The 25,611-nt window shown below is 67.5% G+C and carries 28 protein-coding genes; 11 read left to right on the forward strand and 17 right to left on the reverse strand.

The features are described 5' to 3' along the window. Nucleotides 1–164: 164 nt before the first annotated feature. From MKK51_RS24400 to MKK51_RS24415, 4 genes are all read right to left on the reverse strand, one after another. Complete coding sequence (locus MKK51_RS24400; RefSeq protein WP_243981876.1) at nucleotides 165–422, reverse strand: hypothetical protein; 258 nt, start codon at nucleotides 420–422, stop codon at nucleotides 165–167. Nucleotides 423–669: 247 nt separating this feature from the next. Then, nucleotides 670–3,348 carry a pyruvate, phosphate dikinase gene (ppdK, locus tag MKK51_RS24405; RefSeq protein ID WP_243981877.1) on the reverse strand — a complete coding sequence of 893 codons (2,679 nt, stop codon included), beginning with the start codon at nucleotides 3,346–3,348 and terminating at the stop codon, nucleotides 670–672. Nucleotides 3,349–3,663: 315 nt separating this feature from the next. Beyond that, nucleotides 3,664–4,305, reverse strand: coding sequence for a L,D-transpeptidase (locus tag MKK51_RS24410; protein ID WP_409565763.1), 642 nt, complete (start codon nucleotides 4,303–4,305; stop codon nucleotides 3,664–3,666). 119 nt (nucleotides 4,306–4,424) lie between these two features. Further along, entirely contained in the window at nucleotides 4,425–4,652 is a 228-nt protein-coding gene (locus MKK51_RS24415) for a hypothetical protein (RefSeq protein ID WP_243981881.1), read from the reverse strand. 112 nt (nucleotides 4,653–4,764) lie between these two features. Between MKK51_RS24415 and MKK51_RS24420 the strand changes: the two genes are divergently transcribed. Then, nucleotides 4,765–5,208 (forward strand): VOC family protein, encoded by a 444-nt coding sequence (locus MKK51_RS24420; RefSeq protein WP_243981883.1) that lies wholly within the window; start codon nucleotides 4,765–4,767, stop codon nucleotides 5,206–5,208. Nucleotides 5,209–5,218: 10 nt separating this feature from the next. Here MKK51_RS24420 and MKK51_RS24425 read toward each other — a convergent pair whose 3' ends face one another. Further along, nucleotides 5,219–5,662, reverse strand: a complete 444-nt coding sequence (locus MKK51_RS24425) for a cyclic nucleotide-binding domain-containing protein (protein ID WP_243981884.1) — start codon at nucleotides 5,660–5,662, stop codon at nucleotides 5,219–5,221. Between the two features lie 345 nt (nucleotides 5,663–6,007). On the opposite strand from MKK51_RS24425, the gene MKK51_RS24430 reads away from it, so the two are divergent. Beyond that, the gene (locus tag MKK51_RS24430; protein ID WP_027172650.1) at nucleotides 6,008–6,202 is read left to right on the forward strand and encodes a general stress protein; all 195 of its coding nucleotides are present in this window, start codon (nucleotides 6,008–6,010) and stop codon (nucleotides 6,200–6,202) included. Between the two features lie 175 nt (nucleotides 6,203–6,377). Here the strand turns inward: MKK51_RS24430 and MKK51_RS24435 are convergent, their stop codons facing one another. Beyond that, nucleotides 6,378–6,758 carry a hypothetical protein gene (locus tag MKK51_RS24435; protein WP_243981892.1) on the reverse strand — a complete coding sequence of 127 codons (381 nt, stop codon included), beginning with the start codon at nucleotides 6,756–6,758 and terminating at the stop codon, nucleotides 6,378–6,380. A gap of 422 nt (nucleotides 6,759–7,180) precedes the next feature. Beyond that, the gene (locus tag MKK51_RS24440; protein WP_227436173.1) at nucleotides 7,181–7,981 is read right to left on the reverse strand and encodes a response regulator; all 801 of its coding nucleotides are present in this window, start codon (nucleotides 7,979–7,981) and stop codon (nucleotides 7,181–7,183) included. Between the two features lie 181 nt (nucleotides 7,982–8,162). On the opposite strand from MKK51_RS24440, the gene MKK51_RS24445 reads away from it, so the two are divergent. Next, nucleotides 8,163–8,399, forward strand: coding sequence for a NepR family anti-sigma factor (locus MKK51_RS24445; protein WP_243981894.1), 237 nt, complete (start codon nucleotides 8,163–8,165; stop codon nucleotides 8,397–8,399). A 147-nt stretch (nucleotides 8,400–8,546) separates the two neighbouring features. Here the strand turns inward: MKK51_RS24445 and MKK51_RS24450 are convergent, their stop codons facing one another. The 3 genes from MKK51_RS24450 to MKK51_RS24460 all read right to left on the reverse strand — a co-directional run bounded on the left by MKK51_RS24450 (nucleotide 8,547) and on the right by MKK51_RS24460 (nucleotide 12,154). Next, on the reverse strand, nucleotides 8,547–8,723 hold the full coding sequence (locus MKK51_RS24450) for a DUF1328 domain-containing protein (RefSeq protein ID WP_003599466.1): 177 nt from the start codon (nucleotides 8,721–8,723) through the stop codon (nucleotides 8,547–8,549). A 514-nt stretch (nucleotides 8,724–9,237) separates the two neighbouring features. Beyond that, on the reverse strand, nucleotides 9,238–10,653 hold the full coding sequence (locus tag MKK51_RS24455) for a carbohydrate porin (protein WP_243981896.1): 1,416 nt from the start codon (nucleotides 10,651–10,653) through the stop codon (nucleotides 9,238–9,240). Nucleotides 10,654–10,807: 154 nt separating this feature from the next. Then, nucleotides 10,808–12,154, reverse strand: a complete 1,347-nt coding sequence (locus MKK51_RS24460; RefSeq protein ID WP_279601298.1) for an Nramp family divalent metal transporter — start codon at nucleotides 12,152–12,154, stop codon at nucleotides 10,808–10,810. A gap of 349 nt (nucleotides 12,155–12,503) precedes the next feature. Between MKK51_RS24460 and MKK51_RS24465 the strand changes: the two genes are divergently transcribed. Together MKK51_RS24465 and MKK51_RS24470 are read left to right on the forward strand one after the other, a co-directional pair. Further along, nucleotides 12,504–13,529 carry a DUF2865 domain-containing protein gene (locus MKK51_RS24465; RefSeq protein WP_243981898.1) on the forward strand — a complete coding sequence of 342 codons (1,026 nt, stop codon included), beginning with the start codon at nucleotides 12,504–12,506 and terminating at the stop codon, nucleotides 13,527–13,529. Nucleotides 13,530–13,615: 86 nt separating this feature from the next. Next, nucleotides 13,616–14,551, forward strand: a complete 936-nt coding sequence (locus MKK51_RS24470) for an MBL fold metallo-hydrolase (protein ID WP_243981900.1) — start codon at nucleotides 13,616–13,618, stop codon at nucleotides 14,549–14,551. Nucleotides 14,552–14,589: 38 nt separating this feature from the next. Here the strand turns inward: MKK51_RS24470 and MKK51_RS24475 are convergent, their stop codons facing one another. Then, nucleotides 14,590–15,369 (reverse strand): DUF1499 domain-containing protein, encoded by a 780-nt coding sequence (locus tag MKK51_RS24475; protein ID WP_243981902.1) that lies wholly within the window; start codon nucleotides 15,367–15,369, stop codon nucleotides 14,590–14,592. Between the two features lie 157 nt (nucleotides 15,370–15,526). Between MKK51_RS24475 and MKK51_RS24480 the strand changes: the two genes are divergently transcribed. Next, entirely contained in the window at nucleotides 15,527–16,006 is a 480-nt protein-coding gene (locus MKK51_RS24480) for a MarR family winged helix-turn-helix transcriptional regulator (protein ID WP_243981904.1), read from the forward strand. Between the two features lie 83 nt (nucleotides 16,007–16,089). Here the strand turns inward: MKK51_RS24480 and MKK51_RS24485 are convergent, their stop codons facing one another. From MKK51_RS24485 to MKK51_RS24495, 3 genes are all read right to left on the reverse strand, one after another. Beyond that, nucleotides 16,090–17,598: a flavin monoamine oxidase family protein gene (locus MKK51_RS24485; protein WP_243981906.1), complete on the reverse strand. Its 1,509-nt coding sequence runs from the start codon at nucleotides 17,596–17,598 to the stop codon at nucleotides 16,090–16,092. A gap of 210 nt (nucleotides 17,599–17,808) precedes the next feature. Next, nucleotides 17,809–18,543, reverse strand: coding sequence for an HAD family hydrolase (locus MKK51_RS24490; RefSeq protein WP_243981908.1), 735 nt, complete (start codon nucleotides 18,541–18,543; stop codon nucleotides 17,809–17,811). Then, entirely contained in the window at nucleotides 18,540–19,067 is a 528-nt protein-coding gene (locus MKK51_RS24495; protein ID WP_243981910.1) for a hypothetical protein, read from the reverse strand. Before MKK51_RS24495 ends, MKK51_RS24490 begins: the two co-directional genes overlap by 4 nt. A 127-nt stretch (nucleotides 19,068–19,194) precedes the next feature. On the opposite strand from MKK51_RS24495, the gene MKK51_RS24500 reads away from it, so the two are divergent. The 3 genes from MKK51_RS24500 (at nucleotide 19,195) to MKK51_RS24510 (ending at nucleotide 22,216) form a co-directional block, all read left to right on the forward strand. Then, a complete protein-coding gene (locus MKK51_RS24500) occupies nucleotides 19,195–20,580 on the forward strand; it encodes an aminotransferase (RefSeq protein WP_243981911.1) in 1,386 nt (461 codons plus the stop codon). Nucleotides 20,581–20,901: 321 nt separating this feature from the next. Next, complete coding sequence (locus MKK51_RS24505) at nucleotides 20,902–21,117, forward strand: hypothetical protein (RefSeq protein WP_243981913.1); 216 nt, start codon at nucleotides 20,902–20,904, stop codon at nucleotides 21,115–21,117. 160 nt (nucleotides 21,118–21,277) lie between these two features. Further along, the gene (locus tag MKK51_RS24510) at nucleotides 21,278–22,216 is read left to right on the forward strand and encodes a metallophosphoesterase (protein WP_243981915.1); all 939 of its coding nucleotides are present in this window, start codon (nucleotides 21,278–21,280) and stop codon (nucleotides 22,214–22,216) included. Nucleotides 22,217–22,430: 214 nt separating this feature from the next. Here MKK51_RS24510 and sfsA read toward each other — a convergent pair whose 3' ends face one another. Continuing rightward, nucleotides 22,431–23,159 (reverse strand): DNA/RNA nuclease SfsA, encoded by a 729-nt coding sequence (gene sfsA / locus MKK51_RS24515; protein ID WP_243981924.1) that lies wholly within the window; start codon nucleotides 23,157–23,159, stop codon nucleotides 22,431–22,433. 136 nt (nucleotides 23,160–23,295) lie between these two features. On the opposite strand from sfsA, the gene MKK51_RS24520 reads away from it, so the two are divergent. Both MKK51_RS24520 and MKK51_RS24525 read left to right on the forward strand, forming a co-directional pair. Then, on the forward strand, nucleotides 23,296–24,054 hold the full coding sequence (locus tag MKK51_RS24520) for a competence/damage-inducible protein A (protein WP_243981926.1): 759 nt from the start codon (nucleotides 23,296–23,298) through the stop codon (nucleotides 24,052–24,054). A 154-nt stretch (nucleotides 24,055–24,208) separates the two neighbouring features. Then, nucleotides 24,209–24,724 (forward strand): hypothetical protein, encoded by a 516-nt coding sequence (locus MKK51_RS24525; protein WP_243981928.1) that lies wholly within the window; start codon nucleotides 24,209–24,211, stop codon nucleotides 24,722–24,724. A gap of 25 nt (nucleotides 24,725–24,749) precedes the next feature. Here MKK51_RS24525 and MKK51_RS24530 read toward each other — a convergent pair whose 3' ends face one another. Both MKK51_RS24530 and MKK51_RS24535 read right to left on the reverse strand, forming a co-directional pair. Continuing rightward, nucleotides 24,750–24,929 carry a hypothetical protein gene (locus tag MKK51_RS24530; RefSeq protein ID WP_018042405.1) on the reverse strand — a complete coding sequence of 60 codons (180 nt, stop codon included), beginning with the start codon at nucleotides 24,927–24,929 and terminating at the stop codon, nucleotides 24,750–24,752. Nucleotides 24,930–25,039: 110 nt separating this feature from the next. Next, entirely contained in the window at nucleotides 25,040–25,474 is a 435-nt protein-coding gene (locus MKK51_RS24535; protein ID WP_056158633.1) for a GlcG/HbpS family heme-binding protein, read from the reverse strand. Nucleotides 25,475–25,611: the final 137 nt, after the last annotated feature.

Below are 25,611 nucleotides of genomic sequence, written 5' to 3' on the forward strand. Positions count from 1 at the left end.
CGGTTGGGGACCTAGCCTCGCTGGTCACGCGCAGGAGCGACCAGAAGGTATGTTCCAAACTATCGGGCGTTATGGTTGCGAGTGTCTTAAGACGACGCGCGCGATCGCGTCTCCGGTAGACCTCGATCGGTCACCGCACATCGTCCTGACGTCTTGCCGGGCGATCAGAGGTTTCCGGGTCGACCGTGCGTCACCGCCAGGGCGCCCACGAGAGCATCGATGCTGGAGCCCCCTTTGGCCCCTGCGATGCGATCCGCATCGGCATTGCTCTGCGTCGCGACGGCGAAGACGAGAAGGGCGATGGTCGCAAGACCGCCGAGCGCCGAGACGACCCAGAGATAGGCCTGCTGGACGACCCGAGGGACGGGCACGGCATGCGGGGTTTCGGAGAGAAATACAGGAGGTTGGCTCGAGTCGCTCATGGTCGGCGTTCCCGCGCGTTCAATGCCATCCCACCCAGCCGGGAGCGTCGTCGCGCTTTGGACTGGCACTAGCAGTCAACGTGCCGAAACGACATCGGTTCACCGGGTTTTCAGAGATTTGTTCAACGACATTTTCGACGCGCATCGTGCCGAAGGGTCTGTGGACAATCGCGCCCGGGAACGGGCCAAAGAAAAAGGGCGGCCACCGGCCGCCCTGTCCCGTCTGGCTGTCCGGACGGTGCGGCGCTCAGCCGGGGGTCTTGTCCCGCGTGGCCAGGGCGGCCTGAGCCGCGGCGAGGCGCGCGATCGGCACGCGGTAGGGCGAGCACGACACGTAATCTAGGCCGACCTCCTGGCAGAAATGGATCGAGGCCGGATCGCCGCCATGCTCGCCGCAGATGCCGAGCTTGATGTCGGGGCGGACCGCCCTGCCCCGCTCGACACCGATGCGGACGAGTTCGCCCACGCCTTCCTGGTCGATCGAGATGAACGGATCGGCGGACAGGATGCCCTTCTGGGTATAGGCCCCGAGGAACGTCGCGGCATCGTCGCGGGAGATGCCGAGGGCGGTCTGCGTCAGGTCGTTGGTGCCGAAGGAGAAGAACTCGGCGGTCTTGGCGATGTCACCGGCGCGAAGGGCCGCGCGCGGCAACTCGATCATGGTGCCGACCTGATAGGACAGCGCCGCGCCCGTCTCCTCGGTGACGGCCTTCGCCATGGCGTCGATGCGCGCCTTGACGATGTCGAACTCCATCTGGGTGAAGACGAGCGGAACCATGATCTCGGCGGTGACGGGGGCGTCCGTCTCCTTGGCGGCCTGGACGGCGGCCTCGAAGATGGCGCGGGCCTGCATCTCGGCGATCTCGGGGAAGGCGATGGCAAGGCGGCAGCCGCGGAAGCCGAGCATCGGATTGAACTCGTGCAGCTCGGTCATCCGGCGGCGGAGCTTCTCCTCGGACACGCCGGTGCTCTTGGCGACATCCTGCACCTCCGCATCGGTGTGGGGCAGGAATTCGTGCAGCGGGGGGTCGAGCAGGCGGATCGTCACCGGCAGGCCGGACATGATCGTGAACAGCTCGACGAAGTCCTGGCGCTGATAGGGCAGGATCTTCGCCAGGGCCGAGCGACGGCCCTCGACGTCGTCGGCGAGGATCATCTCGCGAACGGCGACGATCCGGTCCCCTTCGAAGAACATGTGCTCGGTGCGGCACAGGCCGATCCCTTCCGCGCCGAAATTGCGGGCGGCGCGGGCATCGGTGGGCGTGTCCGCATTGGTGCGCACCTTCATGGTGCGGACCTTGTCGGCCCAGCCCATCAGGGTCGCGAATTCACCGGAGAGCGAAGGCTCCAGCATCTTCACTTCGCCGAGGAGCACCTGGCCGGTGGACCCGTCGATGGTGATCTTGTCGCCGGCCTTCAGCACCGTGCCCGCCACCGTGAGGGTGCCGGCCTTGTAGTCGACGCGGATCGTGCCGACGCCCGAGACGCAGGGCTTGCCCATGCCGCGGGCGACCACGGCGGCGTGCGAGGTCATGCCGCCGCGCGTGGTGAGGATGCCCTCGGAGGCGTGCATCCCGTGGATGTCCTCGGGGCTCGTCTCGATCCGCACGAGAATACACTTGCGCTCGGCCTTGCGGGCGGCCTCGGCATCCTCGGAATTGAACACGATCTCGCCCGTGGCGGCCCCCGGCGAAGCCGGCAGTCCGGAGGCGATGATCTTGCGCTCGGCCTTCGGGTCGATGGTGGGGTGGAGCAGCTGGTCGAGGGCCGCGGGCTCGACCCGGCCGATCGCCTCCTCCTCGGTGATCAGGCCTTCGGCGGCGAGATCGACGGCGATGCGCAAGGCCGCCTTGGCGGTGCGCTTGCCGTTGCGGGTCTGGAGCATCCAGAGCTTGCCGCTCTCGATGGTGAACTCCATGTCCTGCATGTCGCGGTAATGGGTCTCGAGGAGCCCGTAGATCCGCACCAGCTCGGCGTAGGATTCGGGCATCGCCCGCTCCATCGACGGCTTGTCGGACTTGGCCTCGATCCGCGCCTTCTCGGTGATGTCCTGCGGCGTGCGGATGCCCGCCACCACGTCTTCGCCCTGGGCGTTGATGAGGAACTCGCCGTAGAGCGCCCGCTCGCCGGTGGAGGGGTTGCGGGTGAAGGCGACGCCGGTGGCCGAGGTGTCGCCCATGTTGCCGAACACCATGGCCTGGACGTTGACCGCCGTGCCCCAGCTCTCGGGGATGTTGTTGAGTTCGCGGTACTTCTTCGCGCGCGGGATCATCCAGGAGCTGAACACCGCGCCGATGGCGCCCCAGAGCTGGTCTTCCGCGTCCTGCGGAAAGTCCGAGCCGTGCTCGTCGCGGACGATCTTCTTGTACAGACCGATCATGTGCTTCCAGTCCTCGGCACCGAGTTCGGTGTCGAGGTTGAAGCCCTTGGTCTCCTTGTAGTGCTCCAGCGCCTCCTCGAAGGCGTGGTGCTCCACGTCGAGGACCACGTTCGAGTACATGGTGATGAAGCGGCGGTAGGAATCGTAGGCGAAGCGCGGATCGCCGGCGCCCTCGGCCAGGGCCTCGACGGTGATGTCGTTGAGACCGAGGTTCAGCACTGTGTCCATCATGCCCGGCATGGAGGCGCGGGCACCGGAGCGGACGGAGACGAGGAGCGGGTTCTTGGGATCGCCGAAGCCGCGCCCGGTGAGGGCGCCGACCGCATCGAGGGCGGCCTGGACCTCGGCCTTCAGCTCGGCCGGGTATTGGCGGCCGTTGTCGTAGTACCAGGTGCAGACTTCGGTGGTGATGGTGAAGCCCGGAGGGACTGGGAGCCCGAGATTGGACATCTCGGCAAGGTTCGCGCCCTTACCTCCGAGGAGGTTGCGCATGGAGGATTGACCCTCCGCCTTGCCGTCGCCGAACGAGTAGACCCACTTCGCCATCGTCATTGATCCGCTTGCAGCACGTCGGGATATCATACCCCTAGATGCCGCGTTGGACCATTGCATGCTGCAACGCAAGATGAACGGCCGTCCCGGGGGCGTTGCATGTAACGGGAGCCCGGGTTTGTCATACCTCGACACGCCCGATACGCGCCGTCCGAAGAACGGGTCCGAGACCGCGAGCCCGGACGGTTCCACCGGAATGCGGGCAAGTCTCGCTCCCGGCGGACCTCGCCCGAGGATCGAGGGGCGTCGGCGCGGCCGTACCCCGCGGTTGCCGCGGCCTCGGCCCCCTGCTCGGACCCGATACTCGCCTCAGACCCGATATTTGCCGTTGCGCCTGACCAGCACCCGCGTGCCGACGGGAACGCGCTCGAACAGGTCGACGATGTCTTCGTTCAGCATGCGGACGCAGCCGGACGACATCTGCTCGCCGATGCTCCACGGCTCGTTGGTGCCGTGGATGCGGAACAGGATGTCCCGGTTGTTCTGGTAGAGGTAGAGCGCGCGGGCCCCGAGCGGGTTGTCGACGCCGCCCTTGCGGGTCCGCGGCAGGTCGGGGTTGAGGGAGACCATCGTGGTGGTGGGGCTCCAGTCCGGCCACACGCCCTTGCGGCCGACCTTGGCCTCGCCTTTCCAGGAAAAGCCGAGCTTGCCGACGCCGATGCCGTACTGACGGGCCGTGCCGTCCTCCTGCACCAGGGCGAGCTGACGGTTGTCGATATCGACGACGATGGTGCCCGGCTTCTCCGCGCCCGTGTAGCGCACGACCTGGCGACGGTACTTCGGGTCGAGCCGCGACGTATCCACCAACGGGACGTCGTAGGGCTTGTCGGGCATCGAACCGGTATACCACGCAGCCTCGTCGTCCTGTGCGACCGTCACGGGGCCACGGGAATTGCACGCGGCCAATGGAGCGATGACGAGCAGGCTGAGAAAGACGCGGCGAAGAGGCATCGAGGGCTCCACGAGAGTGGTCGTCGGGCGGATCATTGCCCTCATGACTACCGTCCGGTGGCCTCTGATGTTGTGTCTTTCACGTCTCAGCTGGAGGGAACATGGCCATCCTGCCGGATTTACGAGAGGTCGTGCTCGCGGAACCCGCCCGTCTGGCTCGGCTGACCTTGCGCATTCAGCACGCCCACCCCGAGCCATCTGCCATCGCGCGCGATCGGCTCCACCCGCATCCCGGCGGGAGGCCGCCTGGCCACGGGAAACGCCGTTCCGGGACCCGTTCTCAGGTCGAGGTCAACGATGATGTCGGCGAGACCGTCCCAACGGTAACCTGCGATGACATAGAACACTTCAGGTGAGCCTTTCGCTGAGGATCTCTCGAAGTCGCGTTGCTCCCTCCGGCGGCAGGAGGCATGGTGGCGGGCACGCGGCCAAGCCGCCGGAAACCGAGGCGCAGGGGCGATGGCCGATACTCAGACGCTCACCGTTCCGGAGATCGAGGAACCCCTCGCCGACGTCGGGCCGGCGATTCATCTCGACCATTGCGTGATCCATGTCTCGGATTGGGAGCGGTCCACCGCGTTCTATCGCGATGTGCTCGGGGCCGAGGTGATCCCCCGTGGGAAAGGGGTCGCCTACCGGTTCGGCGGCGTTCAGCTGAACGTCCACGGTCCGGGCCTGTCGCCGACGCCCCTGGCCGAACGGCCGGTGATGCCCGGCGGCAGCGATCTGTGCTTTCGCTGGTCGGGGTCCATCGACGACGCGATGGCGCATCTCGCAGCGCGGGGCGTTCCGATCGAACTCGGCCCCGTGGAACGCAACGGGGCGGCCGGCACGGGAATCAGCGTCTATTTTCGCGATCCGGACGGGTCGTTGATGGAGTTCATCACCTACCCGACGGAATGACGGTCCCGATTCAGGCGCGGCGTTCCGCCAGTTGCTGGTTCGTATGTTCGAGCCGTAGCGCGAGTTCTCGCATCACGGCGATGCTGATCTGCGGGAACTGAGCCAGGAGTTCGAGGAAGACGGTCCGATCGATCCGCAGGGCCGTCACGGGAGTGTCCGCCTGGACGGTGGCCGAGCGCGGCTGATCGGCCAGGATGCCCATCTCGCCCACGAGGGCATTCGGCCCGAGGAGGGCCAGACGGAACGGGCCGAGCGATCCTTCGATGGTGACGGCCGCCGAGCCTTCCAGAAGAAGGTAGGCGGCATCCGCCACGTCGCCTCGGGCGAAGAGCTGCTGGCCGGCCTCGAAATGAACCCGCTCACTGGTGAAGGCGAGGAGCTTCAGGCGCGACGGCTCGACACCGCGAAACAACGGTACCTGTCGAAGGGAAGAGACCTCCGTGTCGAGGGTCATGATGCATGGACCATTCTGAGCGTTGCGCTGACCGGCGCCGCCCTCCGGGCGCCTTTACGTCCCGCGCATCCATGCGGTTTGCTCACGCATTGTCCAGCCCTGCCCCATCCTGGCGCATGCCTTCGCGTCACCAGGCTGGCCGAGGCGGTGCGGTGGCGCCACGCCACGGCAGTGCCCGACCGCAGGGCGGAGCTGATTTCTCCCTGCGCCGAGGCAGGTGACGACAGTGATGGTCCGTGCCCTGCCAGATGGAGGCGGCCATTTGTCTTCGGCAACGTGGGCCGAGGAACCATCGATATTGGCGAAGGTTGTTCTGTTCGAGAACCACATGCTGAGGAGGCGCTGATGGCATCAGGAAATTCTACCTCGAAGCGAGGTTTTGCATCGATGGATCTGGAGCGGCAACGCGAGATCGCGAGCAAGGGTGGACGAAGCGTCCCGGCGGAGAAGCGTTCCTTCTCCCAGGATCGAGAACTCGCTTCCTCGGCGGGGCGCAAAGGCGGCCAGTCGACGACCCCCGGACGCCACGGCGAAGACTAAGGTCCGGATCGAGAGCGAAACGAGGCGCGCATCGGTTTTTCCGGTGTGCGCCTTTTTTATTTCGGGCACGCTTCGGCAAACGACGCCGTTTCTCAAGGATCGCTATCGACACGAAAAAACCCTTCGCTTGTTCGCGAAGGGTTTTTCGTGTCGCTCGGGGTGGAGCGAGAGGCGGTCAGGCGATGCAGCGTCCCGGAATCATGCGACGGGCCTCGGGGCCAGCCAACGAACTGATCGCTCCTTCGCAGCCATCCCGCATCGTCCGGCGCGGCTTGAGCACCGGCTTCTCCGTCTGCGCGGAATCCTGGTCGGACGACATTGCAGGAGTCCGGCGCTCTTCGGTGTGTGCCGTCGAGATCCGGATCGCCGCACCCTTGACCGTGGTCGGTCCGGATGGGGCAACGATGACGGCGGGGCTGACGGCCGCGGGCGCCTGCCGTGTGACGGCACCGGGGGGCGAACGAAGGTCCGCCTCGCGCTGCAGGATGGGATGTACGAGCATCGTCAGGAGCAGCGCAGGGCCACCGACACTCAGGACCAGACCCGACCGAAGCATTGCCGTAATCTCCAAACGGAGCTTGACAGGATGCTGGACAACGGAAAGAGCCGGTCACCGGTTCCTTGACTGGTCTAAAAACTTTACGGCCAGTAAACAAGATCGTGTTTGCTGCATAAACTTTTCGATGAATGGCGGCTCTCTCGCCCGGGACCGTGGCATAAAAATCACGGCAATCCGTAAAATGACGGACGGCGCATTTCTTGGAACCGTGTTGCATCCGGCTCGTTGTCAGGTCACCCGGCCGCCTGGTCCTCCCCCGCATTCCCTTGTGCATTGGCCGGAAACTTTTTACGGGCCGGACCCTGTCCGGCCCGTTTTTTCATGCCCCGACGAGCCACCTGCCAACAGAAAAGCCCCGGTCGCTGACCGGGGCTTTCTTCGTTTCGCTCAAGACCTGCTGCGGAATGTGGCGCCGTGCGTCAGGCCGTCTTCTCGCGCCGCCGGGCGCTCTGTTGAAAGAACAGCGCTTGGCTGATCACGGCCGACACGTTGGCGGGCTGGAACGGCTTGGCGATGAGGAAGGCGGGTTCCGGACGCTCTCCGGTAAGGAACCGCTCGGGATAGGCGGTGATGAAGATCACCGGAACCTCGAAGGTCTTCAGGAGGTCGTTGACGGCGTCGAGGCCTGAAGAGCCGTCGGCGAGCTGGATGTCCGCCAGGATCAGGCCGGGACGCGATCCCTCCGACGCGATCTTGATCGCCTCGGTCCGCGTGCGCGCGACGCCGATCACGTTATGACCGAGGCCTTCCACGAGGGCTTCGAGGTCCATGGCGATCAGCGGCTCGTCCTCGATGATGAGGATCTCCGTCGCCATGTCCGCCGCCAGTTCCCGACCCGCTTCGTCGACGAGGTCGCGCACTTGGCTGACGTCGACCTCGAGGATCACGGCGGCATCCTCCTCGGAGAAGCCCTCGAGGCAGGACAGGAGGAAGGCCTGACGCGGCAGCGGCGTGATCTGGCCGAGGCGCACCTCGGCGGGCAGATCATGCTGAACGTGATCACTCTGTCCGTTGACCGAGAGGGAATTCCAGATTCGCGTGTAGACGCGGAACAGGTCGGCCTTGACGTTGGTGCTGCGTCCCAACGTGTCCGGCTCGTTCACAAGCGTTTCCAGGGTGGCGGCCACATAGGCATCGCCGGCGACCTGGCTGCCGGTCAGCGCCCGCGCGTAGCGGCGCAGGTACGGCAGATGTTGCACGACGAGTTGAGCTGTCGACATTAGATCCCCTTGGCTCTGCCGTTCTTTATGGTCGCCACCGCCACAACGCGGATCGATGGGCTGTGTTCCGCTAAGCCCGGAACCGATTGTATGGCGCTGCGTTGCAGGTGCAGCCATGACTTATGTCAAGCCGCAAAACAATCGCGGCGATGCCACCACGTGGCATCAAGGGGATAACCGAATGGACGATGACGAGACGGGCCGCATCTCCCACGAGGAGAGGCGATCGGAGCCGAAACGTGAGCCGAAGCCGGAAGGTCCCGAATCCCACCGCCTGAGTGACCTGACTCAGAGACGGATCGGAATGCACCTGCGGGCCATGTACGACACCATCGTTCAGCAGCCGGTTCCGGACCGCTTCCGCGACCTCATCGCCCGGATGGACGAATCCGCCGGACAATCCCTTGACGAAGCCTGAACTACACCAGGTATCCCGCGCCGGACGTGTGCATCGGCACGATGGGTGCCGTTTCGATCATGCCGATTGAAGAAAAGCCGCCGGGCTATCCGGCGGCTTTCTCCGTCTTTATCCATAATGGCGCGACTGCGCCGGCATGGTTGCCCGTTAGAGCGTCGGCGAGCGACCGCGCATCAGGCCGATGACGGCCGAGATGGCGAACAGAACGATCGCGACGAAGAAGACGAGCTTTGCGGCTTCCATGGCCGTGCCGGCAATACCACCAAAGCCAAGCAGAGCGGCGACGAGAGCGACGACGAGGAATGTTACAGCCCAACCAAGCATGGTCCGGATCCTTTTGAAGCTGGCGCGACCTGTGCCGCGACCTCATGACATCAATAACGCCAAGTTGTCCGGCCGGTTCCTGACTTCGACACAAAGCGGACACGATTGACGTTCGGCAGCTGCCCGCCGGGACCGGATCGATCCAAACACTCGTTTTCCACAGACGCTCTCACCCGCCGTTCCGCGGGCTCGGGCCGTTCGAGAGTGTCCATAGCGGGGCACGCATCACGGACATGCGTCATATCGACGGGTCTCTTGCCGGTGTCCGGAGGAGAGCCCCACATATCGGTTGACCTTGAGGTGGAACCCGGTGTCCCATGTGGCGTTCGTCACCTGTTCCCGAGCACGGATACATTCTGATGAGAGAGTCGCTGGCCGCATCCCTCGCACGACGCTTCCTCGATGCGGTCGCTGCTGCCGCTCGCGGATTCGTACAGGCTGTCGAGGGCGCTTCGCCTGCTCCTCAGCCGATACCGGTGCGCGTCCGTGATGTGCGTCGGCGCTGATCGCGGCGTCAGTAGGTGAGCGTCGAGCGGAGGCCGAACACGGCGCCGCCGTTGATGCGCTGGCCAGGGCGAAGCGGGTCGCTCGTACCGCCGCCAGGATTGAAGATGTATTGGATGTCCGGCTGGATCGTCCAACCGGGAGCGACCGCGAACAGGTACGTCGCCTCGATCGTGGCCTCGTAGCTGCGCGGGACGTGGAATTCCGTGCTGAATGAGATCCGGCCCAGGTCGAAGCGCCGGGCGTTCGCGCCGATCCGCGCGTAGATGAAACTCAGGCCGAACGCGTCTCTCGGCCGGCCGGGCACCATGCCCGTGACGACGATCCCCCCATCCGCCCAGAGATCGATGAGGTTTCGGTCCGAAGGGCTCGTGGAGAGACGGGCGTAGGCGGAGATCCCATCGACCTCGTCGCCGCCTGCCGGCCGATACAGGTGGGCGTCCATGACGGCATACGCGCCGCTCGTGCCGGCATGACGGTGTGCCACGCCGCTGCTGCGGGGGTTTGCCAGGGGAAGGCCCGTCCGGTCGTAGCGGACATCCTCGAAGCGTCCGAAATGCCGGTACCCGCCGAGCTTCAGAGTCCGGCCGAGCCCGTCGGAACCGGGCGTCGCGCGAAACTGGATTTCCCCCATCAGCAGCGGCGCATCGTTCAGGCGAAAATTCAGTCCGGTCCGGTTGACGCTCGCCTGATCGCCGGGATCACCGTTAAAGATCGCCAGCAGCCCGCACACGGACGCGTCGGGCGTCCAGCGCAGCCTCATGCCGGGGGTCGAAATCGGGTAGGCGGGGCCGCCGCTCGGAAGGTTCGCCCCCGTGATCGTCGGCCAGTCGTTGCTCAGGAAGATCTTGCCCGTCTCCGACGCGAAGAACTCGCCGTCCGCCACGAGCTGCCCGATGCGCAGGCTGACGTGCCGGTCCTCCGAGGTCCGCTCCAACCAGAGTTCCGAGAGGCGCGTCGAGGGATAGGCTTCGATGTTGCTGACCGTGATGAGCCGCTGGAAGCTTCGGTCGCGCAAGCCGCCGGTGTCGTGAATCTGGAAGACGTTGGCGAAACCGCTCCAGCCGGTCCACCCGGCGAGACGGTCGAAATCGACGGTGACGGCGGTCTCGAACTTGCCGGCATGGATCGCGCCGCGCCTCACCCCGCCGGACACGTTGCCGAGAACCTCGTTCGTGTAGAGCAGGTTGTAGTCGATGCCCCGCGCCGCCAGCAGGCTCCGAAGGCCGCCCGGATCCCCGAATGCGCCGAGCGACGTCTGGATCGACGGGGGACGATCGGGCTCGAGGGGAGCCGACTGCGCCGGACGATCGTCCACGGCCCCCGTCTCGACGGGGTCCGCGCGTGCGGGATCGGCCGACAGGAGAGCGCAAACGGCGGCGACGATCCGTGACGGCGCCGTGGGCCGCCGTGCGATCCTCCTCATGCTGATCATCGACGCCTCATCTCGATAGTATAGCCAGTGCTATATAGCCGGGCAAAGCTTTGCCGTCCGACGCCGCGGGGGCGGCCCGGTGGGGGGTGTTCCGTGCGGTGTCCGCCCGCTGCCCGTCAGGGGCGCGGGCGTCGGACCCTGTGCGTCAGGCGCCCGTGACGGTGTCCACGAGGAGCTTGACGTTGAGGACGACGATGATCGCGGCGATCACCCAGGCGAGGACCTTCAGCCAGGGGGGAATGACGAGGGCTCCCATCTTCTGCTTGTCCGACACGAAGCGAACGAGGGGGATCACCGCGAAGGGCAATTGCATGGACAGGACGACCTGACTGAGCACCAGGAGGCGCGCGGTGCCATCCTCGCCGTAGAGCCCCGTCACGACGACGACGGGGACGATGGCGATGCCGCGCGTGATCAGGCGGCGCGCCCAGTCGGGAATGCGCAGGCGCAGGAAGCCTTCCATGATGATCTGGCCGGCCAGCGTCGCGGTGACGGTGGAATTGAGCCCCGAGGCGAGCAGGGCCACGGCGAACAGGGTGGAGGCGATCCCGGCTCCCAGCAGCGGCGAGAGCAACTCGTAGGCCTGCTCGATCTCCTGAACGTCGGTGCGCCCGGTGGAATGGAACACCGAGGCCGCCATGATGAGGATCGCGGCATTGACGAAGAGCGCCAGCATCAGGGCGATGGTGGAATCCGTCACCGCGAAGCGCAGGGCGCTCCGGCGCCCGTCCTCGGTGCGGGGATAGGCCCGCGTCTGCACGATGGAGGAATGCAGGTAGAGGTTATGCGGCATGACGGTGGCGCCGATGATGCCGATGGCGATGTACAGGGCGGCCGGGTTGGTGACGATCTGCGACGAGGGGATGAAGCCGGCGAGCACCGCCTGGATCGGAGGCGCGGCCAGCACGATCTGGATGCCGAAGCACACGAAGATCACCAGCAGCAGCGCGATGACGAAGGCTTCGAGCGCCCGGAAGCCGCGCCGCATCAGCAGCAGTATCAGGAACACGTCGAGGGCCGTGATGATCGCCCCGAGGACGAGGGGGATGCCGAAGAGCAGCTTGAGGGCGATGGCGGTGCCGATGACCTCGGCGAGGTCGCAGGCGATGATCGCCGCCTCGCAGGCGACCCACAGGACGAGGCTGACCGGCCGGGGATAATGATCGCGGCAGGCTTGGGCGAGGTCGCGGCCGGTGGCGATGCCGAGCCGGGCCGAGAGGGCCTGCAGCACGATCGCCATGAGGTTCGACAGCAGGATGACGGCCAGCAGCGTGTAGCCGAATTGCGAACCGCCCGCGATGTCGGTGGCCCAGTTGCCCGGGTCCATGTAGCCGACGGAGATCATGTAGCCCGGCCCGATGAAAGCCAGCAGCCGCCGCAGCCAGGTTCCCTGCGACAGCACGGGAATGCTGGCATTCATGCGCCCGAGGCTCGGCTGTTCGTTCGTCTCGCGGCTGAAACGCCACCCCCGGTCTTCGTCGAGCCTGTCCATGCCGCGTCTTTCGCCGAGCTGAGTCACGGGTATCGCACTGCACCCAGAACGGCATATAGCATCGGCTATAATGAAAAACAAAGGCTAAGATTGGGGCTGGCGCCGAGTTCGATCCGGTCGCGCCGGTCTCGTGTCGAGGGCTCGAAAAAGCGCGTGGCCGTAAGGGGATCGGGTCCGCCCTCTCATCCCGGATCCGGCCACCGGTCGGGTGCGCTGACCGGGACGGCGCGGGATCGGTCGTTTGCCGATCGGCAAAACTCGGTGGTCTACCCCCGTTGCGAAGGCGCTCGCGTCGGCCTTAGGCAGGAGGGGCGTCCTGGCGGATGGTTGCCAAAGGGTTAAGAGAACGATGCGGTCCACGAACCCCGGCAGGAAGCGGACGAGTTTCGCGACGCAGACGCGCTTTGTCGCCCCGGTCCTGGCCGGACTGGTCCTCGGCCTCGGCGGTGTCGTTGCCGGATCGGGCCTGGTACAGGCCTCCGAGCAGGGAGGCATCTTCAACTTTTTCGAACAGATCTTTCGCGGGCCGGCGGTCCAACCCCAGCCCGCGCCCGTTTCGATGCCGCGCCCCGCCCGGCCCCGCTACGCCTCCCTTCCCACTCCGAGCCGCATCACGGCGGTCCAGGCGCCGCGCCAGACGCCCCGCCTCGCTCGGATCACGCGACCCGTCCCCGCCCGTGCGAGCCATGCCGCATCCGCTGCGCTGACCGCCTCGGCGCTGGGAGCCCGCACGGTCTGCGTCCGGGCCTGCGACGGCTACCTGTTCCCCCTCGGGCGCCTGGCGTCCCGCTCCGATATTCCCCTGCACGAGGCGGCCTGTGCCGCGGCTTGCCCCAACGCCGCCACCAGCCTCTACACGCTGGGTGCGAGGCAGAACGATCTCGACCGGGCCGTCGGTCTCGACGGGCGCCCCTACCGAGCCCTCGCGGTCGCCAACCTGTACCGCACGAAGCGCATCGAGCAGTGCTCCTGCCAGCCCGAAGGCGTGGCGGCGGCGCCTCTGCCGATCGAGCGCGACCAGACCGCGCGGGTGGGCGACGTGGTCGCCACGCCGTCGAGCGCCCGCGTGGTGGTCTCCACCCGGCCCGGCGGCTTCACCGTGGTGGATTTTCGCGAGGCCGGTATCCTCTCCCGCCGCGAGCGCCGCAGCATCGACCGCAAGATCGACGTCGTCCGGCGCGAAGCCGACGCCCGCGCCGCGGAGCAGGATGTCCGTCAGGCCGTCCGAGCGGTCGACCGCGCTCCGCGTATCCGGGTCGCCCAGATGGGCGCCAGTGACGGGACCGGAGGCTTCGGCAGCGTCCAGCGCCGGCAGGACGGCGATGCGGGTTTTGCCGTCGTCCGCGTCGTGGTGTCCTCGCCCTTCACCCGCTGACGTCACCTGTTGATCGGGGCGTCCGTTGTGGCTTGCCCCGCGATGGATTAGGGGCGGACGCGAGTGTGATCGTTCCCAGGTGCCGCATGACCAAGACCAGCGACGACGGCGACACCGCGGCGGATCCGAATTTCGACGGTGCGGCGCCGGCGAACGGCGAGACGGTGAGCCTGTCGCCGCTGGTGCGCCGGCGGATCTGTCCCAACGCCAGTCCGTTCACGTCGAGCGGCACCTGCAGCTACATCGTCGGACGGGGCGAGGTGGCGATCATCGATCCCGGCCCGGCCGATGCCGGTCACGTGGCGGCGCTCATCGCCGCCATCGCCGGGGAGCGGCTCAGCGCCATCGTCGTCACCCATACCCATCGCGACCACTCGCCGGGCGCCCGCCTGCTGCAGGCGGAGACGGGCGCGCCCATCGTCGGCTGCGGCCAGCATCGCGCCGCCAGGCTCCTCGCCGAGGGCGAGTTCCCGCATCTCGACGCCAGCGCCGACCGGGACCACCGGCCCGACCGGGAGATGGCGGAGGGCGACACGGTGGACGGGCCGGGCTGGAGCCTGCGGGCGGTGGCAACGCCGGGCCACACCATGAATCACCTCGCCTTCGCCCTGCCGGAGGAATCGGCCCTGTTCTCGGGCGATCACGTGATGGCGTGGTCCACCACCATCGTGGCGCCCCCCGACGGCTCCATGCGCGCCTACATGGCGTCGCTCGAGGCGTTGCGCGGGCGCGACGAGACGATCTACTGGCCGGGCCATGGCGGTCCGGTGCGCGATCCGCGCCGCTTCGTCCGCGGCCTCCTCGCCCACCGGCGCCAGCGCGAGAGCGCGATCCGGGCACGGATCGAGGCCGGGGACCGCGACATCCGCTCCATCGTCGGCGTGATCTACCAGGGCCTGAGCGCGCCCCTCCAGGGTGCGGCGGCGCTCTCGGTCTTCGCCCATCTGGAGGATCTGGTGGAGCGCGGGATCGTCGTCACCGACGGCCCGCCGCGCCTCGACAGCACCTACCGACCGGCCTGAAACCGGCCTCGCGGGAAAGCGCCGGATCGCGCGGTCGCTTACTTGACCGCGATGGCGAGGTTGGCGACCTCGTCGAGATAGGCCCGGATGCTGTCGGCATTGGCGCCGAAATCGCGGTCGCCGATGCGGGATGCCGATCGCACGTCGATCCGGGCGCCGTCCGCCCTCGGCCGGACCCGGACGGTCACGTCGCTGGCGAGGTTCAGGATGAGCCCGCGCGTCACCGCCTCGATCCGGCCGTTGCCGATGCGGCCTCCGGGGCGGATCGCTTCCACGATCTGCCATTTGCGGTTCACCGCGGCCTTGCGGGCGAGTTCGAACGCGGCGTTGGCGTCGAGGTCCAGGGTGAGCGGGGCGACCTGCAGGTAGGTGGCGCGCTGCGCGGTTCGCGCCTGCGGCCCCGGATCGGGGGGATAATGTCCTTCGCGCGCCGCGAAGGCGGCATGGGAGCGCGAGAAGGCGGGCGGGTTATCGGTATCGGTGGTCACGTCGACGATGGCGGGGAGCCGCAGGCCGCGCAGCCCGACGAAGACCGGATAGCCGAGGGTGATCGCGGCGAGGAACAGGCCGGCGAGCGCGCTTCCCACGCCGCGCGCTCCCTCGCGCCAGACCCGGACGAAGGCGAAGACGGCAAAGGCGATGGCGACGACCGCCAGGGCGAGGCCGGACGCCAGCGTCACCAGGGCGGGGCCCTCCTCCGCCCTCGGATCGCGCACCAGAACGAGGGCGAACAGGGTGACGAGGACCGACAGGATCGCGGTCCCGCGCGAGAGCGGACCGGCGCGGGTGATGGGCTCCTCGATAAGCGAACGACGCATGATACGGGTGAAATCGCTGTCCGGGAGATCGCCGCGCCATCGGGAGGTCGTGCCCGCGCGCCTGAGCCCAAAGCTTTACCGGGCCTCGCATTCCGACGCCACCCGCGAGTTTTGCCGCACTTTCGATGCCGCCCGCTTCTGCTATAGCGGCAGACACATGAGCCTCACCACAGCGCCCCGCCCCGCCGTGCCCGACGGAGCATCGGACGACCCGCTGAGGGTCTGGTTCCGCTTCATCCGCCTCAACCGGAGGGTGACCGCCGCGATGACGGCCGAGCTGCGAGGCCTCGGGTTGTCCATCCCGCAATTCGACGTGCTCTCGACGCTTACCGAACGCGAGGGGCTGACGCAGCAGGACCTCGCCGCGCGCCTCTACGTCACCAAGGGCAATGTCTCGGGATTGATCGACCGGCTCGTCCAGGCCGGTTTCGTCGAGCGCCATGCCATCCCCGGCGACCGGCGCTCCCACGCCCTCCGCCTCACTCCGGCCGGGACCGAGATCGCGGCGCGTGGCATCGCCGCGCAGAAGGCGTATGTGGCGCGCACCCTCGGGACCCTGCCGGCGCACGACATCGCGGCCTTCGAGCATCTCGTTCTGAAGTGGCGCGACGTGGCCCGCGCCGATTCGGAGACCTGAAGCCGGACGACGATGCGGACACCCCTTCGCCGTCTCCCCGCGCCGCGGCGGACGTCCGCAGCACGGGCCAGATCCCCGCGCGGTCAGAGCGACTGACGGATAACCGGTCGGCCCTCGGCCTCGACCAGCGGGTCGATCTGGCGGGCCGCCCGCAGGCCCGCCTCGATCGCGCCCTCGACCCAACCGGTCTTCAGGCTGGTGAAGTCGCCGGCGAAATGGATGCGGTCCTCGGGCATGGTCCATTCCCGAATCATCCAGCCGCCGCCCAGCGGAGGCGAGCCGAACGAGCCCTTGATCCAGGGCTGCTCGGTCCAGGCGAAATCCTTCACCGTGATCACCTCGTCGAACAGGTCGGGCATGTCGGCCCGGAACTGATCGACGGTCACCTGGGCGCGCGTCTCACGGGGGCGGGCCAGGATCGCCTCCGCATTCGCGCCGTTGAGGTAGAAGAAGACGTTGCCATGCGACCCGGTCTCGTTGCCGGTGATGTCGATGACCCGCTCCCAGGGCCGGTCGCCGCCGGCCATGGGCCAGCCGTGGACGTTCTTGGACAGCCAGGAGGGCGTCCTGGTCTGGACGATGACCTTCACGGTCTTGTCCCATTCCATTTCGGCGAACATGCGCCGCTTGCCCTCCGACCAGCCGGGTTTCACGTCGATCCCGCCGAGGACGCTGAAGGGGATCGTGGACACGATGGCGTCGCCGGAGAAGGCGCGGCCGTCCCGGGTGCCGACGCGGACGCCGCCGTCGGTCTGCTCGATGCTGACCACCTCGGCCTTGAGGACGATGTTGGCCGGGCCGATCGCCCCGGCGAGGGCCATGGGCAGGCGGTTGTTGCCACCTTCGATGCGGAACACGTTCTGGTCGCCGAAATGATAGGCGAGGTCGGGAATGGCACCCAGGGCCTGCGAGCGGCTGGTGAAGGTGCCGCCATGGGCGTCGAGGAGCTGGCAGAAGGCCTCCGATGCGCCGACGCCCTTCACGAGGTCGCCCACCGTCACGTTGTCGTAGCGGGCGAGCGAATCCGGGTCGGGCCAGCGGGAATCGAGCACCGAATCGGTGTCGAGCCCGGCCCGGTAGAGATAGCGGTTGAGGCTCGTCGCGACGCTGACGTTGCGCTCCTCCCGCGAGACGGGCCAGGGCCAGTTCGCGAGGTCGGCCCCCGTCCCGGTCCGTCCGCCGACCATGTAGCGCGGAAGACCGTCGTTGAGGCTGAGGAGCGGCAGGTTGAAGCGCCGGACATAGCTCAGCACATAGGGCATGTTCGACCGGAAATGGCCGCCGCCGGCCTCCGTGAACTGTCCGTTCTTCAGCGGAAGCGAGTAGAGGCGACCGCCGATACGGTCCTGGTACTCGATCACCGTGACGCGGTGGCCACGCCGTAGGAGTGCCAGCGCCGCCGTCAGGCCCGACATGCCCGCGCCGAGGACGAGCACATGCTTTGGTGCCTTCCCCGTCTGCGCGAGGGCGGGCGAGGCGATGAAGGGCAGCGCCGCCGTGAAGGCCGTGCCGGCGACGCCCCTGAGAATGTCGCGCTTCGTCGGAGACGCGGGGCTGCCGCCCTCGAAGCCGGTGCGGTCGTCACGGAACATCGTCGGATACTCACCGGAAAAGCAGGGAGGCTGGCGCACCGGCGAGGCCTCCGTGGTGCGCCATCCCCTCATCGTCGAAGCGCCATCGCGCGGCCTCACGGGATGGCGCGTAGCGCATCCAAGGGCCTCTCGATGGCGGTCGGAAATGTGGTCGCGTACCGGTAAAAATTCCCCTTCCATCCGCTCCGGGACGGCCACCGATGGCGCCTGCTAATCGGCGATCCGGTCGAGCAGAGCGGCAAGATCCTTGATCGAGCCGATCACGTGGTCGGCGAGCGGCGCCATGACCTCGCGGGCGGCCTCCCCCAGGGGACCGCTCAAGACCGCGATGGTGACGGCCCCGGCGGAGCGGCCGGCAACGAGGTCGTAGGGCGAATCGCCGACCATGGCGATCCGCCCCGGCGCGACGCCGAGATGCGCGGCGAAGGCGCCGACCATGCCCGGCTCCGGCTTCGCCCCATGCCCGGAATCGTAGCCCGCGACGTAAGTCAGATGCGGTGTCAGGCCCAGGGCATCGGCCTGCGCCCGCGCCGAGGCCTCGGCGTCGTTGGTGGCGATGCCGAGGGCGTATCCCGCTTCGACGAGGTCGCGTGCCATTCCGGCCGGGTCGCCGATCGGGCACAGATGCGCCAGCCCCTCGCGTCGGAACAGCCGGTCCATCTCCCCGTAGAGATCCGGCCCCGCCGGCCGGCCGAGGACCGCCGCCCAGAGCGGGCCGTACGCGGCCGAGGAACCGGCGATGAGAGGCGAGGTCGGCAGGAAGCGGCGCTCCTCCTCGACGTAGTGACTCACCTGCATCAGCGATTTCAGCTGCGCGCGATCGCCCCCGGCCAGATCATCCATGACCGCATGTGCCGCCGGCCCCCAGGTCCGGTCGAAATCGATGAGGGTGCCATCCTTGTCGAACAGGATGCCGGCGAGACGTCGTGGCCTCAGCCCGGTCAAGCGCCGGCCCTCACCTTCTCGACGTCGAAGGCGCCGGCGCGATCTCGCCGCACGATCCTGTCGCCGGGTTCGAAGACACCCAAGGCCACGTCACGGTCGGGCAGGATCACGGTGGTGGATGTGTTGAGATGGACGAGGACGAGGCGGTCCTGAGCCAGGGAGGCGGCGGCCCAGCGCCGCAGCTGGGCGTAATACGGCTCGCGCCGCCATGCATTCGGTTGGCCGGGATCGACCTGGACATTCATGTTCTTCGTCACCGGATCGAGGGCGAGCACCATCTTGGCCCGCTCCGGCTTCCACTCGGCGCCGAGCCAGGCTTCCGTCATCCAGAGACAGTGGAAGGCGCGGCAATGGTCCGGCCGAGTCGGATGGATGGCGCAGCCCCGGCCCTGCTTGGTGTGCCGGCACCACTGGCCGGCGACGCTCTCCACCGCGGGCACGTCATAGACCTTGCAGCACAGGGTGCAGGTTCCGCAGGAGCGGCCGGGCGCTGGATGGGCCACGAAGGTTGCGGGGTCGAGCATGGTCCTGACGTTCCGTGCGGGGCGCTGCGGTGACGGGATGGGTTTGTGAAGGCGCGCCGGGTCGCTAGTATGGCATTGCATGAACACGGGGCCGAACCGGCCCGCTTCCACAGGTAACGGCAGGCCCATGCTCTCGAACCTCGCGACCCGCGACGTCGAAACGCTGATCCATCCCTACACCAACCTCTCCACCTTCCGCGAGACCGGCCCCCTGGTACTGGAGCGCGGCCATGGGGTCTGGGTCTATGACAGCGACGGACGGCCCTATCTCGAAGGCATGGCCGGCCTGTGGTGCACGGCGCTCGGCTACTCGAACGAGGAACTGGTGGAGGCGGCGAGCGAGCAGATGTCGCGCCTGCCCTTCACCCACCTGTTCTCCGGCCGCAGCCACGATCCGGCCATCGAGCTCGCCGAGACCCTGAAGGAGCTGATGCCGATCCCGACTTCGAAGATCTTCTTCACGTCGTCCGGGTCCGAGGCCAACGACACCCAGGTGAAGCTGACCTGGTATCTCAACAACGCGCTCGGCCGGCCCGCCAAGAAGAAGATCATCTCGCGGATCAAGGGCTATCACGGCGTCACCGTCGCCACGGCCTCGATGACCGGCCTCACCGCCAACCATGCCGATTGGGATCTGCCGCTGCCCGGCTTCCTGCATGTGGGCTGCCCGCATCATTACCGCTTCGCCGAGGCCGGCGAGACCGAGGAGGCGTTCTCGCAGCGCCTCGCCGATGAACTCGAAGCGCTGATCCTCCGCGAGGGGCCGGAGACCGTCGCCGCCTTCGTGGCGGAGCCGGTGATGGGAGCGGGCGGCGCCATCGCCCCGCCCGCCGGCTATTTCGCCAGGATCCAGGCCGTGCTCGACCGCTACGACGTGCGCTTCATCGCCGACGAGGTGATCTGCGGCTTCGGCCGCCTCGGCACCTGGTTCGGCTCCGAAGCCCTGGGAATGCGGCCCGACAGCCTGTCCTTCGCCAAGGCGGTGACCTCGGGCTACATGCCGCTGGGCGGCATCAGCATCGATGAGCCGCTGTACAAGGCGCTGGTGACGCAGAGCGCCAAGCTCGGCACGTTCGGCCACGGCACCACCTATTCCGGTCACCCCGTCGCCTGTGCCGTGGCGCTGAAGACCATCGAGATCTACAAGCGCGACCGCATCATTGAAGGCGTCGCCGAGAAGGCGCCCCATTTCCAGGCCCGGCTCTCGGCTCTCGCCGACCATCCCATCGTCGGCGAGGCGCGCGGCATCGGTCTCATCGGTGGCCTGGAGATCGTCGCCGACAAGCGATCCAAGCGCCAGTACGAGCCGAAGGCCGGCGTGTCGGCCCGCTGCGTCGCCTTCGCGCAGGCCGAGGGCCTGATCGTCCGATTCCTCGCCGGCGACCGGGTTGCGGTGTGCCCTCCTCTGGTCATCTCGCACGAGGAGATCGACACGCTGTTCGACCGCCTCACCCGTGCCCTCGACCGGACCGAGGCATGGATCGCGTCCGAAGGTCTGGAGGCAGCGCTTTAGGGCGGCGTTGCCTCAGAAAAGTCCAGATCTTCCGCGTCGCAATGAAGATCAGATTGCGCTGCGGAATTGTATTTTTTATTCTTCCAATATTGCTTGCGTGTGTCGCAAGACACGCAGTGCGGCGAGCTGGAACTCTACCCTGCTCAACTCTCGCCTATCCTTAAGCTCCCGTTCATGATCCTTCGCCGCATATGGATCTTGCGCCGCACAGCGTCGGTCCGGGTCGAACCTCTGAAGGGTGCCCGAGAGACCGGCGTGATCGCCTATCAGACAAACGAGGATCTGGTGGCGTTCCGACACCGTGAAACAGGACCCGTTCCCATGTCCCGCCCCGAACTGAACCAGCGCGCAGCCATTTCGTCGACGCCTCGTGCGTCCGGACTGGTAACCGATCGCGAAGGTTTCCGCCCCGTGGCACTGCCCGCCCTCGCCGCAGCGGTTCACGTCTCGGTCTCCGCCGCCAAGGAAGCGGCCCGGAAGATCGCCGCCCGCCGGCAGGCCACCCACTTCCAGCATGAGGACGCGCCCCTCGTCTGAGGTCGTTCCGCCCCCGAACGAACGCGTTTTGGCCAAACATTGCGACCAAGCCTCCACGGGCTTGGTCACCGACGCTCAGCCCTCCGAAGTGGGCTGCGCCGTGTTTGGAACCGCCGCAAGGCGATGACTCCGTATCGACCCTGCGGTCGAGGACGCTGATATGTTGATTCTGCCGACGAGACGGCAGTTCCTCACCGGACTCGGGGCGAGTTCCGCCTTCGTGACCGCCACCGGCGCTTATGGCTTCGTGATCGAGCCACGCCATCGGCTGGTGGTGACGCGCTACGCCCCCTCCCTCCCCGGCTGGACCGAGGGGCTGACGCTGCGGGTCGCGGTCCTCGCCGATTTCCACGTGGGCGAGCCGACCATGCCGCTGGACCGGATCGCCGAGATCGTCGATGCGACGAACCGGCTCGGTCCGGACCTCATCCTGCTTCTCGGCGACTATCCGTCCGGCCCCAGCGTCACCACGCGCAAGGTGCCCCTCGTCGATTTCGCCCGGGTGATCGAGGGACTGCGAGCGCCGCTCGGTGTCCATGCCGTCCTGGGCAATCACGATTGGTGGGACGACAAGGTCGCGCAGGCGTCGCGGCGCGGGCCGGTCGAATCGCAGCGTGTGCTGGAGGCGCGCGGCATTCCGGTGATGGAGAACACGGTTCTCCGGCTGGTGAAGGACGGTCGCCCGTTCTGGATCGCCGGGCTCGGAGATCAGGAACCGTTCCTGCCGCGGGGCGATCGGCGGGGCCGCGATGACCTGTCCGGCACCCTGGCGCAGGTGAACGACGGGGCTCCGATCCTCCTCATGGCGCACGAGCCCTACATTTTTCCCGCCGTGCCGAAGCGCGTCGCCCTGACCCTGTCCGGGCATACGCATGGCGGCCAGGTCCGGCTCTTCGGCATGTCGCCGCTGAGCCCGTTCGCGCGCGGCAAGGATCTAACCTATGGGCATGTGGTCCTCGGCGGACGGCACATGATCGTCTCCGGCGGCTTCGGCGTCAGCCGTATCCCGATCCGTATCGGGGTGCCGCCGGAGATCGTCCTTCTCGAACTCGGGGGCGTGGCGCCGCCGGCATCGGTCGGGGCAGCGCCGCCCGCCTGACGTGGCGCTACTTCTTGGCGCCGATGCTCACGGTGCCCTTGGTCGAGGGGGCTGCGGCGATCGTCTTGACGACCGGCTTCTTCGGCTTCTTCGCTTCGCGGCCACCGCGTGGTTTCTCAGTCGCCATGATCGTCTCCTTGGATCGTCGGGACACGAGCATGCCACGGATTCGGCCGCAGGCGCCATGAAATCGCGCGTCGGCGTCGATGGCGGTTCACGGACCCGTGCGACTGGGTGGCACGACCGGGATCGCGTCGGCGATGGTGATCCCGGTCGGATCGATGCGGCAGCGATGGGCATGGATCTCGACCCCGCCCGCCGCCGCCCTGGCGAAGGCCCGGTCGAAGGCCGGGTCGAGGTCCCGCGCCACGTCGAACCGCTCCGCCTGCATCTGCACCACGATGATCAGCATCGCCCGGCCGCCCTGGGCGACGACCTCCGTCAGGTCGTCCATGTGCCGCGCGCTGCGGGCGGCGACACAATCGGGAAACTCGGCGAGGCCCGGCTGGCGCAGGAGGTGGCAGTTCTTCACCTCCACGTGGCAGGGCGGGATGCCGTCGCCCGTGGCCAGGAAGTCGACACGGCTGGCTCGGCCGTAGCGGACCTCGGGCCGCAGCGAAGCGTATCCTGCCAGCGGCGCGAGACGCCCGTCGGCGAAGGCCTCGGCAACGAGGGCGTTGGGCCGCATGGTGTTGATGCCGACCCATTGCAGACCGCCGGGAAGGTCCGCCTCAACCAGTTCCCACGAGAAGCCGAGCTTGCGCGCGGGGTTGGTGGAGACCGACAGCAGGACGCGCGATCCGGGCACGACAAGGCCGAGCATCGCGCCCGGATTGGCGCAATGCGCGGTGACGAGACCGCCATCCGCCAACTCGATATCGGCGAGGAACCGCTTGTAACGCCGGACGAGCCGGCCCTCGATCAGCGGCGCCGCGAACTTCATTTGGTGCAACTCCACATCCGAGGGGGTGCGCCGCACCTATCAGCAGCCCGCAGAGCGGACCAGCGAGCCGCCATGGTCAGGTGGGCATCGTCGCGCTACGTCGTCGTCGAACACCTCGCGACCGCCACGGATTCCGATGACCGACCCCGCTCCCTCCCCCATCACCGCCGCGATCCTCGTCATCGGCGACGAGATCCTGTCCGGACGAACCAAGGACAAGAATATCGGCACCATCGCCGATTACTGCACGGCCGTCGGCATCGACCTGCGGCAGGTCCGCATCGTCCCCGACGAGGCCTCGGAAATCGTCGAGGCGGTGAACGCATTGCGGAGCCGCTACACCTACCTCTTCACCACCGGGGGGATCGGGCCGACGCACGACGACATCACCGCCGATTGCGTGGCGGCCGCCTTCGGCGTGACCATCGACGTCGATCCGCGAGCCCGGGCCATGCTGCTCGAGCGGCACAAGCCCGAAGACCTCAACGAGGCGCGGCTGCGCATGGCGCGTATTCCGGAGGGGGCCGACCTCATCGCCAACCCGATTTCCAAGGCCCCCGGTTTTCACATCGGCAACGTCTTCGTCATGGCCGGGGTGCCGGCGATCATGCAGGCCATGCTCGATGAGATCGGCCCGACTCTCGCGACGGGCGCGCGCGTCCTGTCGGAGACGATCGAGGCCGGCAACCTGCCCGAAGGCAACTACGCCTCGGGCCTGGGCGAAATCGCGAAGGCTCACCCGGGCGTCTCCATCGGCTCCTATCCGTCGATGACGCAGCAGGGGTTCGCCAACCGGATCGTTGTGCGTGGCAAGGAGGTCGATGCGGTGGCGAGGGCCCGGGCCGAGATCGCCGACCTCGTGGCGCGACTGAAGGCCGCCGGCAGCAGGGCATGACGGTATCGAGTTGGGGATCACCGGCAGCGGGGTTGCTCGCCCCGAGATGAACACCGCCCGAGCGCTCGCGTGCGCTCCGGTTCAGCGGCTCGATGGCAGGTTGGCATCGTGCCGCAACCCCATGGCGGGGGCGGTCCACTCTCCGGAGCGTTCCGTGCTCGAAAACCCGTTCTCGTCCGTCGCCAAGCTCCGCATGCTGCCAATCCTGTCGGGATTCGTGGTCCTCGGACTGTGCGGTGTACCCGTTCTCGCCGCCGATTTCCCCGATCCCTATGGACCGCCGCGCGACTTCCCCGTCGAGCGACGGCCCCCGCCCCCGGTGGAGGAGTTCGGGCCGGAGCGCGGGGGTGCGCGACTCATCGCGCCGTGCCGGGTCGTGGTCCGACGCCGGATCACGCCCGATGGAGAGGAGATCGTGAAGCGGGTGACGATCTGCGAGGAGCGTTCGGACCGCTTCCAGATGGAGCGGGAACCGACTGGCGGATACGGCGAGGCGAGACCCCTGCGGCGCCCTCCGCTGCCTCCCCGCGACATTCCCTTCGCGGACGAAACACGCTCCGGACGAGGCGTCGATCACCTGGACGAGCGCCCGGCGGAGGAACTCGGCGGCGACGAGCGCCTGTCCGAAGAGCCGCCGCTGGAGGGGCGCGGACGCGATCCGCGCTACTGAGGCGGTCGCGTCGGGCGCGGAGGTCTCAGGCCCGTACGACGGGCCGGGCTTTCACGGCTGCGGCCAGCGCCTTCAACTGGCGGTTCAGATCCGCCAGTTCGTTGAGGGCGATGGTCCGGTGGCCGTCCTTGACCGCACGCTCGATGTCGGCGACCTGCGCTGTGGCCATGCGCTTCAGTTCGGCGGCGAGTTGGTCCCGGGTCATCGGCGCTCCTGTCACGGCTCGGGGTGGTGGGACCGTGATAGGCCCGCATGCTTAACCGACGGTGTTCACCGGGTGCGACGCACCCGATGAACCCTGTCCGGCGTGCGGTGTCATGTCCGCCAGGGATGGGCGGGCAGTTCGGTGGCGCCGACCGTGCTGGCACCGGCGAGAGCCACGGCGTGGTCGTTCTCCACGCTGGAGCCGCTGACGCCGATGGCGCCGGACATCTCGCCGTCCTTGTCGACGATGGGGATGCCACCGGGGAAGGTGATCAGGCCCTCGTTGGAATGCTCGATGCCGAAGAGCGGGCCGCCCGGCTGCGACAGCTGGCCGATCTGCCCCGTCATCATGCCGAAGAACACGGACGTCTTGGCCTTCTTCTGGGCGATGTCGATGGAACCAACCCAGGCCCCGTCCATGCGGTAGAACGCCTTGAGGTTACCGCCGGAATCGACGACGGCGATACACATCTGGGTGTCGAGCTCCACCGCCTTGGCGCGGGCGGCCTCGATGGCCTTGTGGGCGTCTTCGATGGTCACGTGCATGATGGTCTCTCCGTTGTTGTTCGCGATCTCGACCGCGAGGCGCGAAATCTCGTCGAAGGTTGCCTTCGGGACGTATGCGTCGGCCCCCTCCGCCGAAAGGAGAAAGAGCCGGTCGCGTCCGTCATCGTCCACGAACT

The sequence above is a fragment of the Methylobacterium sp. E-045 genome (genome assembly GCF_022829685.1).
Taxonomy (GTDB): Bacteria; Pseudomonadota; Alphaproteobacteria; order Rhizobiales; family Beijerinckiaceae; genus Methylobacterium.

What these genes read in the sequence shown, in the direction of transcription:
- MKK51_RS24485 (WP_243981906.1), bottom strand. Translation starts at nt 17,598, where the DNA reads ATGTTCCGTGACGACCGCACCGGCTTCGAGGGCGGCAGCCCCGCGTCT.
- MKK51_RS24460 (WP_279601298.1), bottom strand. Translation starts at nt 12,154, where the DNA reads ATGGACAGGCTCGACGAAGACCGGGGGTGGCGTTTCAGCCGCGAGACG.
- ppdK (WP_243981877.1), bottom strand. Translation starts at nt 3,348, where the DNA reads ATGGCGAAGTGGGTCTACTCGTTCGGCGACGGCAAGGCGGAGGGTCAA.
- MKK51_RS24410 (WP_409565763.1), bottom strand. Translation starts at nt 4,305, where the DNA reads ATGCCTCTTCGCCGCGTCTTTCTCAGCCTGCTCGTCATCGCTCCATTG.
- MKK51_RS24400 (WP_243981876.1), bottom strand. Translation starts at nt 422, where the DNA reads ATGAGCGACTCGAGCCAACCTCCTGTATTTCTCTCCGAAACCCCGCAT.
- MKK51_RS24445 (WP_243981894.1), top strand. Translation starts at nt 8,163, where the DNA reads ATGGACGATGACGAGACGGGCCGCATCTCCCACGAGGAGAGGCGATCG.
- MKK51_RS24435 (WP_243981892.1), bottom strand. Translation starts at nt 6,758, where the DNA reads ATGCTTCGGTCGGGTCTGGTCCTGAGTGTCGGTGGCCCTGCGCTGCTC.
- MKK51_RS24510 (WP_243981915.1), top strand. Translation starts at nt 21,278, where the DNA reads ATGTTGATTCTGCCGACGAGACGGCAGTTCCTCACCGGACTCGGGGCG.
- MKK51_RS24425 (WP_243981884.1), bottom strand. Translation starts at nt 5,662, where the DNA reads ATGACCCTCGACACGGAGGTCTCTTCCCTTCGACAGGTACCGTTGTTT.
- sfsA (WP_243981924.1), bottom strand. Translation starts at nt 23,159, where the DNA reads ATGAAGTTCGCGGCGCCGCTGATCGAGGGCCGGCTCGTCCGGCGTTAC.
- MKK51_RS24455 (WP_243981896.1), bottom strand. Translation starts at nt 10,653, where the DNA reads ATGAGGAGGATCGCACGGCGGCCCACGGCGCCGTCACGGATCGTCGCC.
- MKK51_RS24470 (WP_243981900.1), top strand. Translation starts at nt 13,616, where the DNA reads ATGACCAAGACCAGCGACGACGGCGACACCGCGGCGGATCCGAATTTC.
- MKK51_RS24440 (WP_227436173.1), bottom strand. Translation starts at nt 7,981, where the DNA reads ATGTCGACAGCTCAACTCGTCGTGCAACATCTGCCGTACCTGCGCCGC.
- MKK51_RS24465 (WP_243981898.1), top strand. Translation starts at nt 12,504, where the DNA reads ATGCGGTCCACGAACCCCGGCAGGAAGCGGACGAGTTTCGCGACGCAG.
- MKK51_RS24535 (WP_056158633.1), bottom strand. Translation starts at nt 25,474, where the DNA reads ATGCACGTGACCATCGAAGACGCCCACAAGGCCATCGAGGCCGCCCGC.
- MKK51_RS24430 (WP_027172650.1), top strand. Translation starts at nt 6,008, where the DNA reads ATGGCATCAGGAAATTCTACCTCGAAGCGAGGTTTTGCATCGATGGAT.
- MKK51_RS24450 (WP_003599466.1), bottom strand. Translation starts at nt 8,723, where the DNA reads ATGCTTGGTTGGGCTGTAACATTCCTCGTCGTCGCTCTCGTCGCCGCT.
- MKK51_RS24530 (WP_018042405.1), bottom strand. Translation starts at nt 24,929, where the DNA reads ATGACCCGGGACCAACTCGCCGCCGAACTGAAGCGCATGGCCACAGCG.
- MKK51_RS24520 (WP_243981926.1), top strand. Translation starts at nt 23,296, where the DNA reads ATGACCGACCCCGCTCCCTCCCCCATCACCGCCGCGATCCTCGTCATC.
- MKK51_RS24500 (WP_243981911.1), top strand. Translation starts at nt 19,195, where the DNA reads ATGCTCTCGAACCTCGCGACCCGCGACGTCGAAACGCTGATCCATCCC.
- MKK51_RS24495 (WP_243981910.1), bottom strand. Translation starts at nt 19,067, where the DNA reads ATGCTCGACCCCGCAACCTTCGTGGCCCATCCAGCGCCCGGCCGCTCC.
- MKK51_RS24505 (WP_243981913.1), top strand. Translation starts at nt 20,902, where the DNA reads ATGTCCCGCCCCGAACTGAACCAGCGCGCAGCCATTTCGTCGACGCCT.
- MKK51_RS24420 (WP_243981883.1), top strand. Translation starts at nt 4,765, where the DNA reads ATGGCCGATACTCAGACGCTCACCGTTCCGGAGATCGAGGAACCCCTC.
- MKK51_RS24475 (WP_243981902.1), bottom strand. Translation starts at nt 15,369, where the DNA reads ATGCGTCGTTCGCTTATCGAGGAGCCCATCACCCGCGCCGGTCCGCTC.
- MKK51_RS24480 (WP_243981904.1), top strand. Translation starts at nt 15,527, where the DNA reads ATGAGCCTCACCACAGCGCCCCGCCCCGCCGTGCCCGACGGAGCATCG.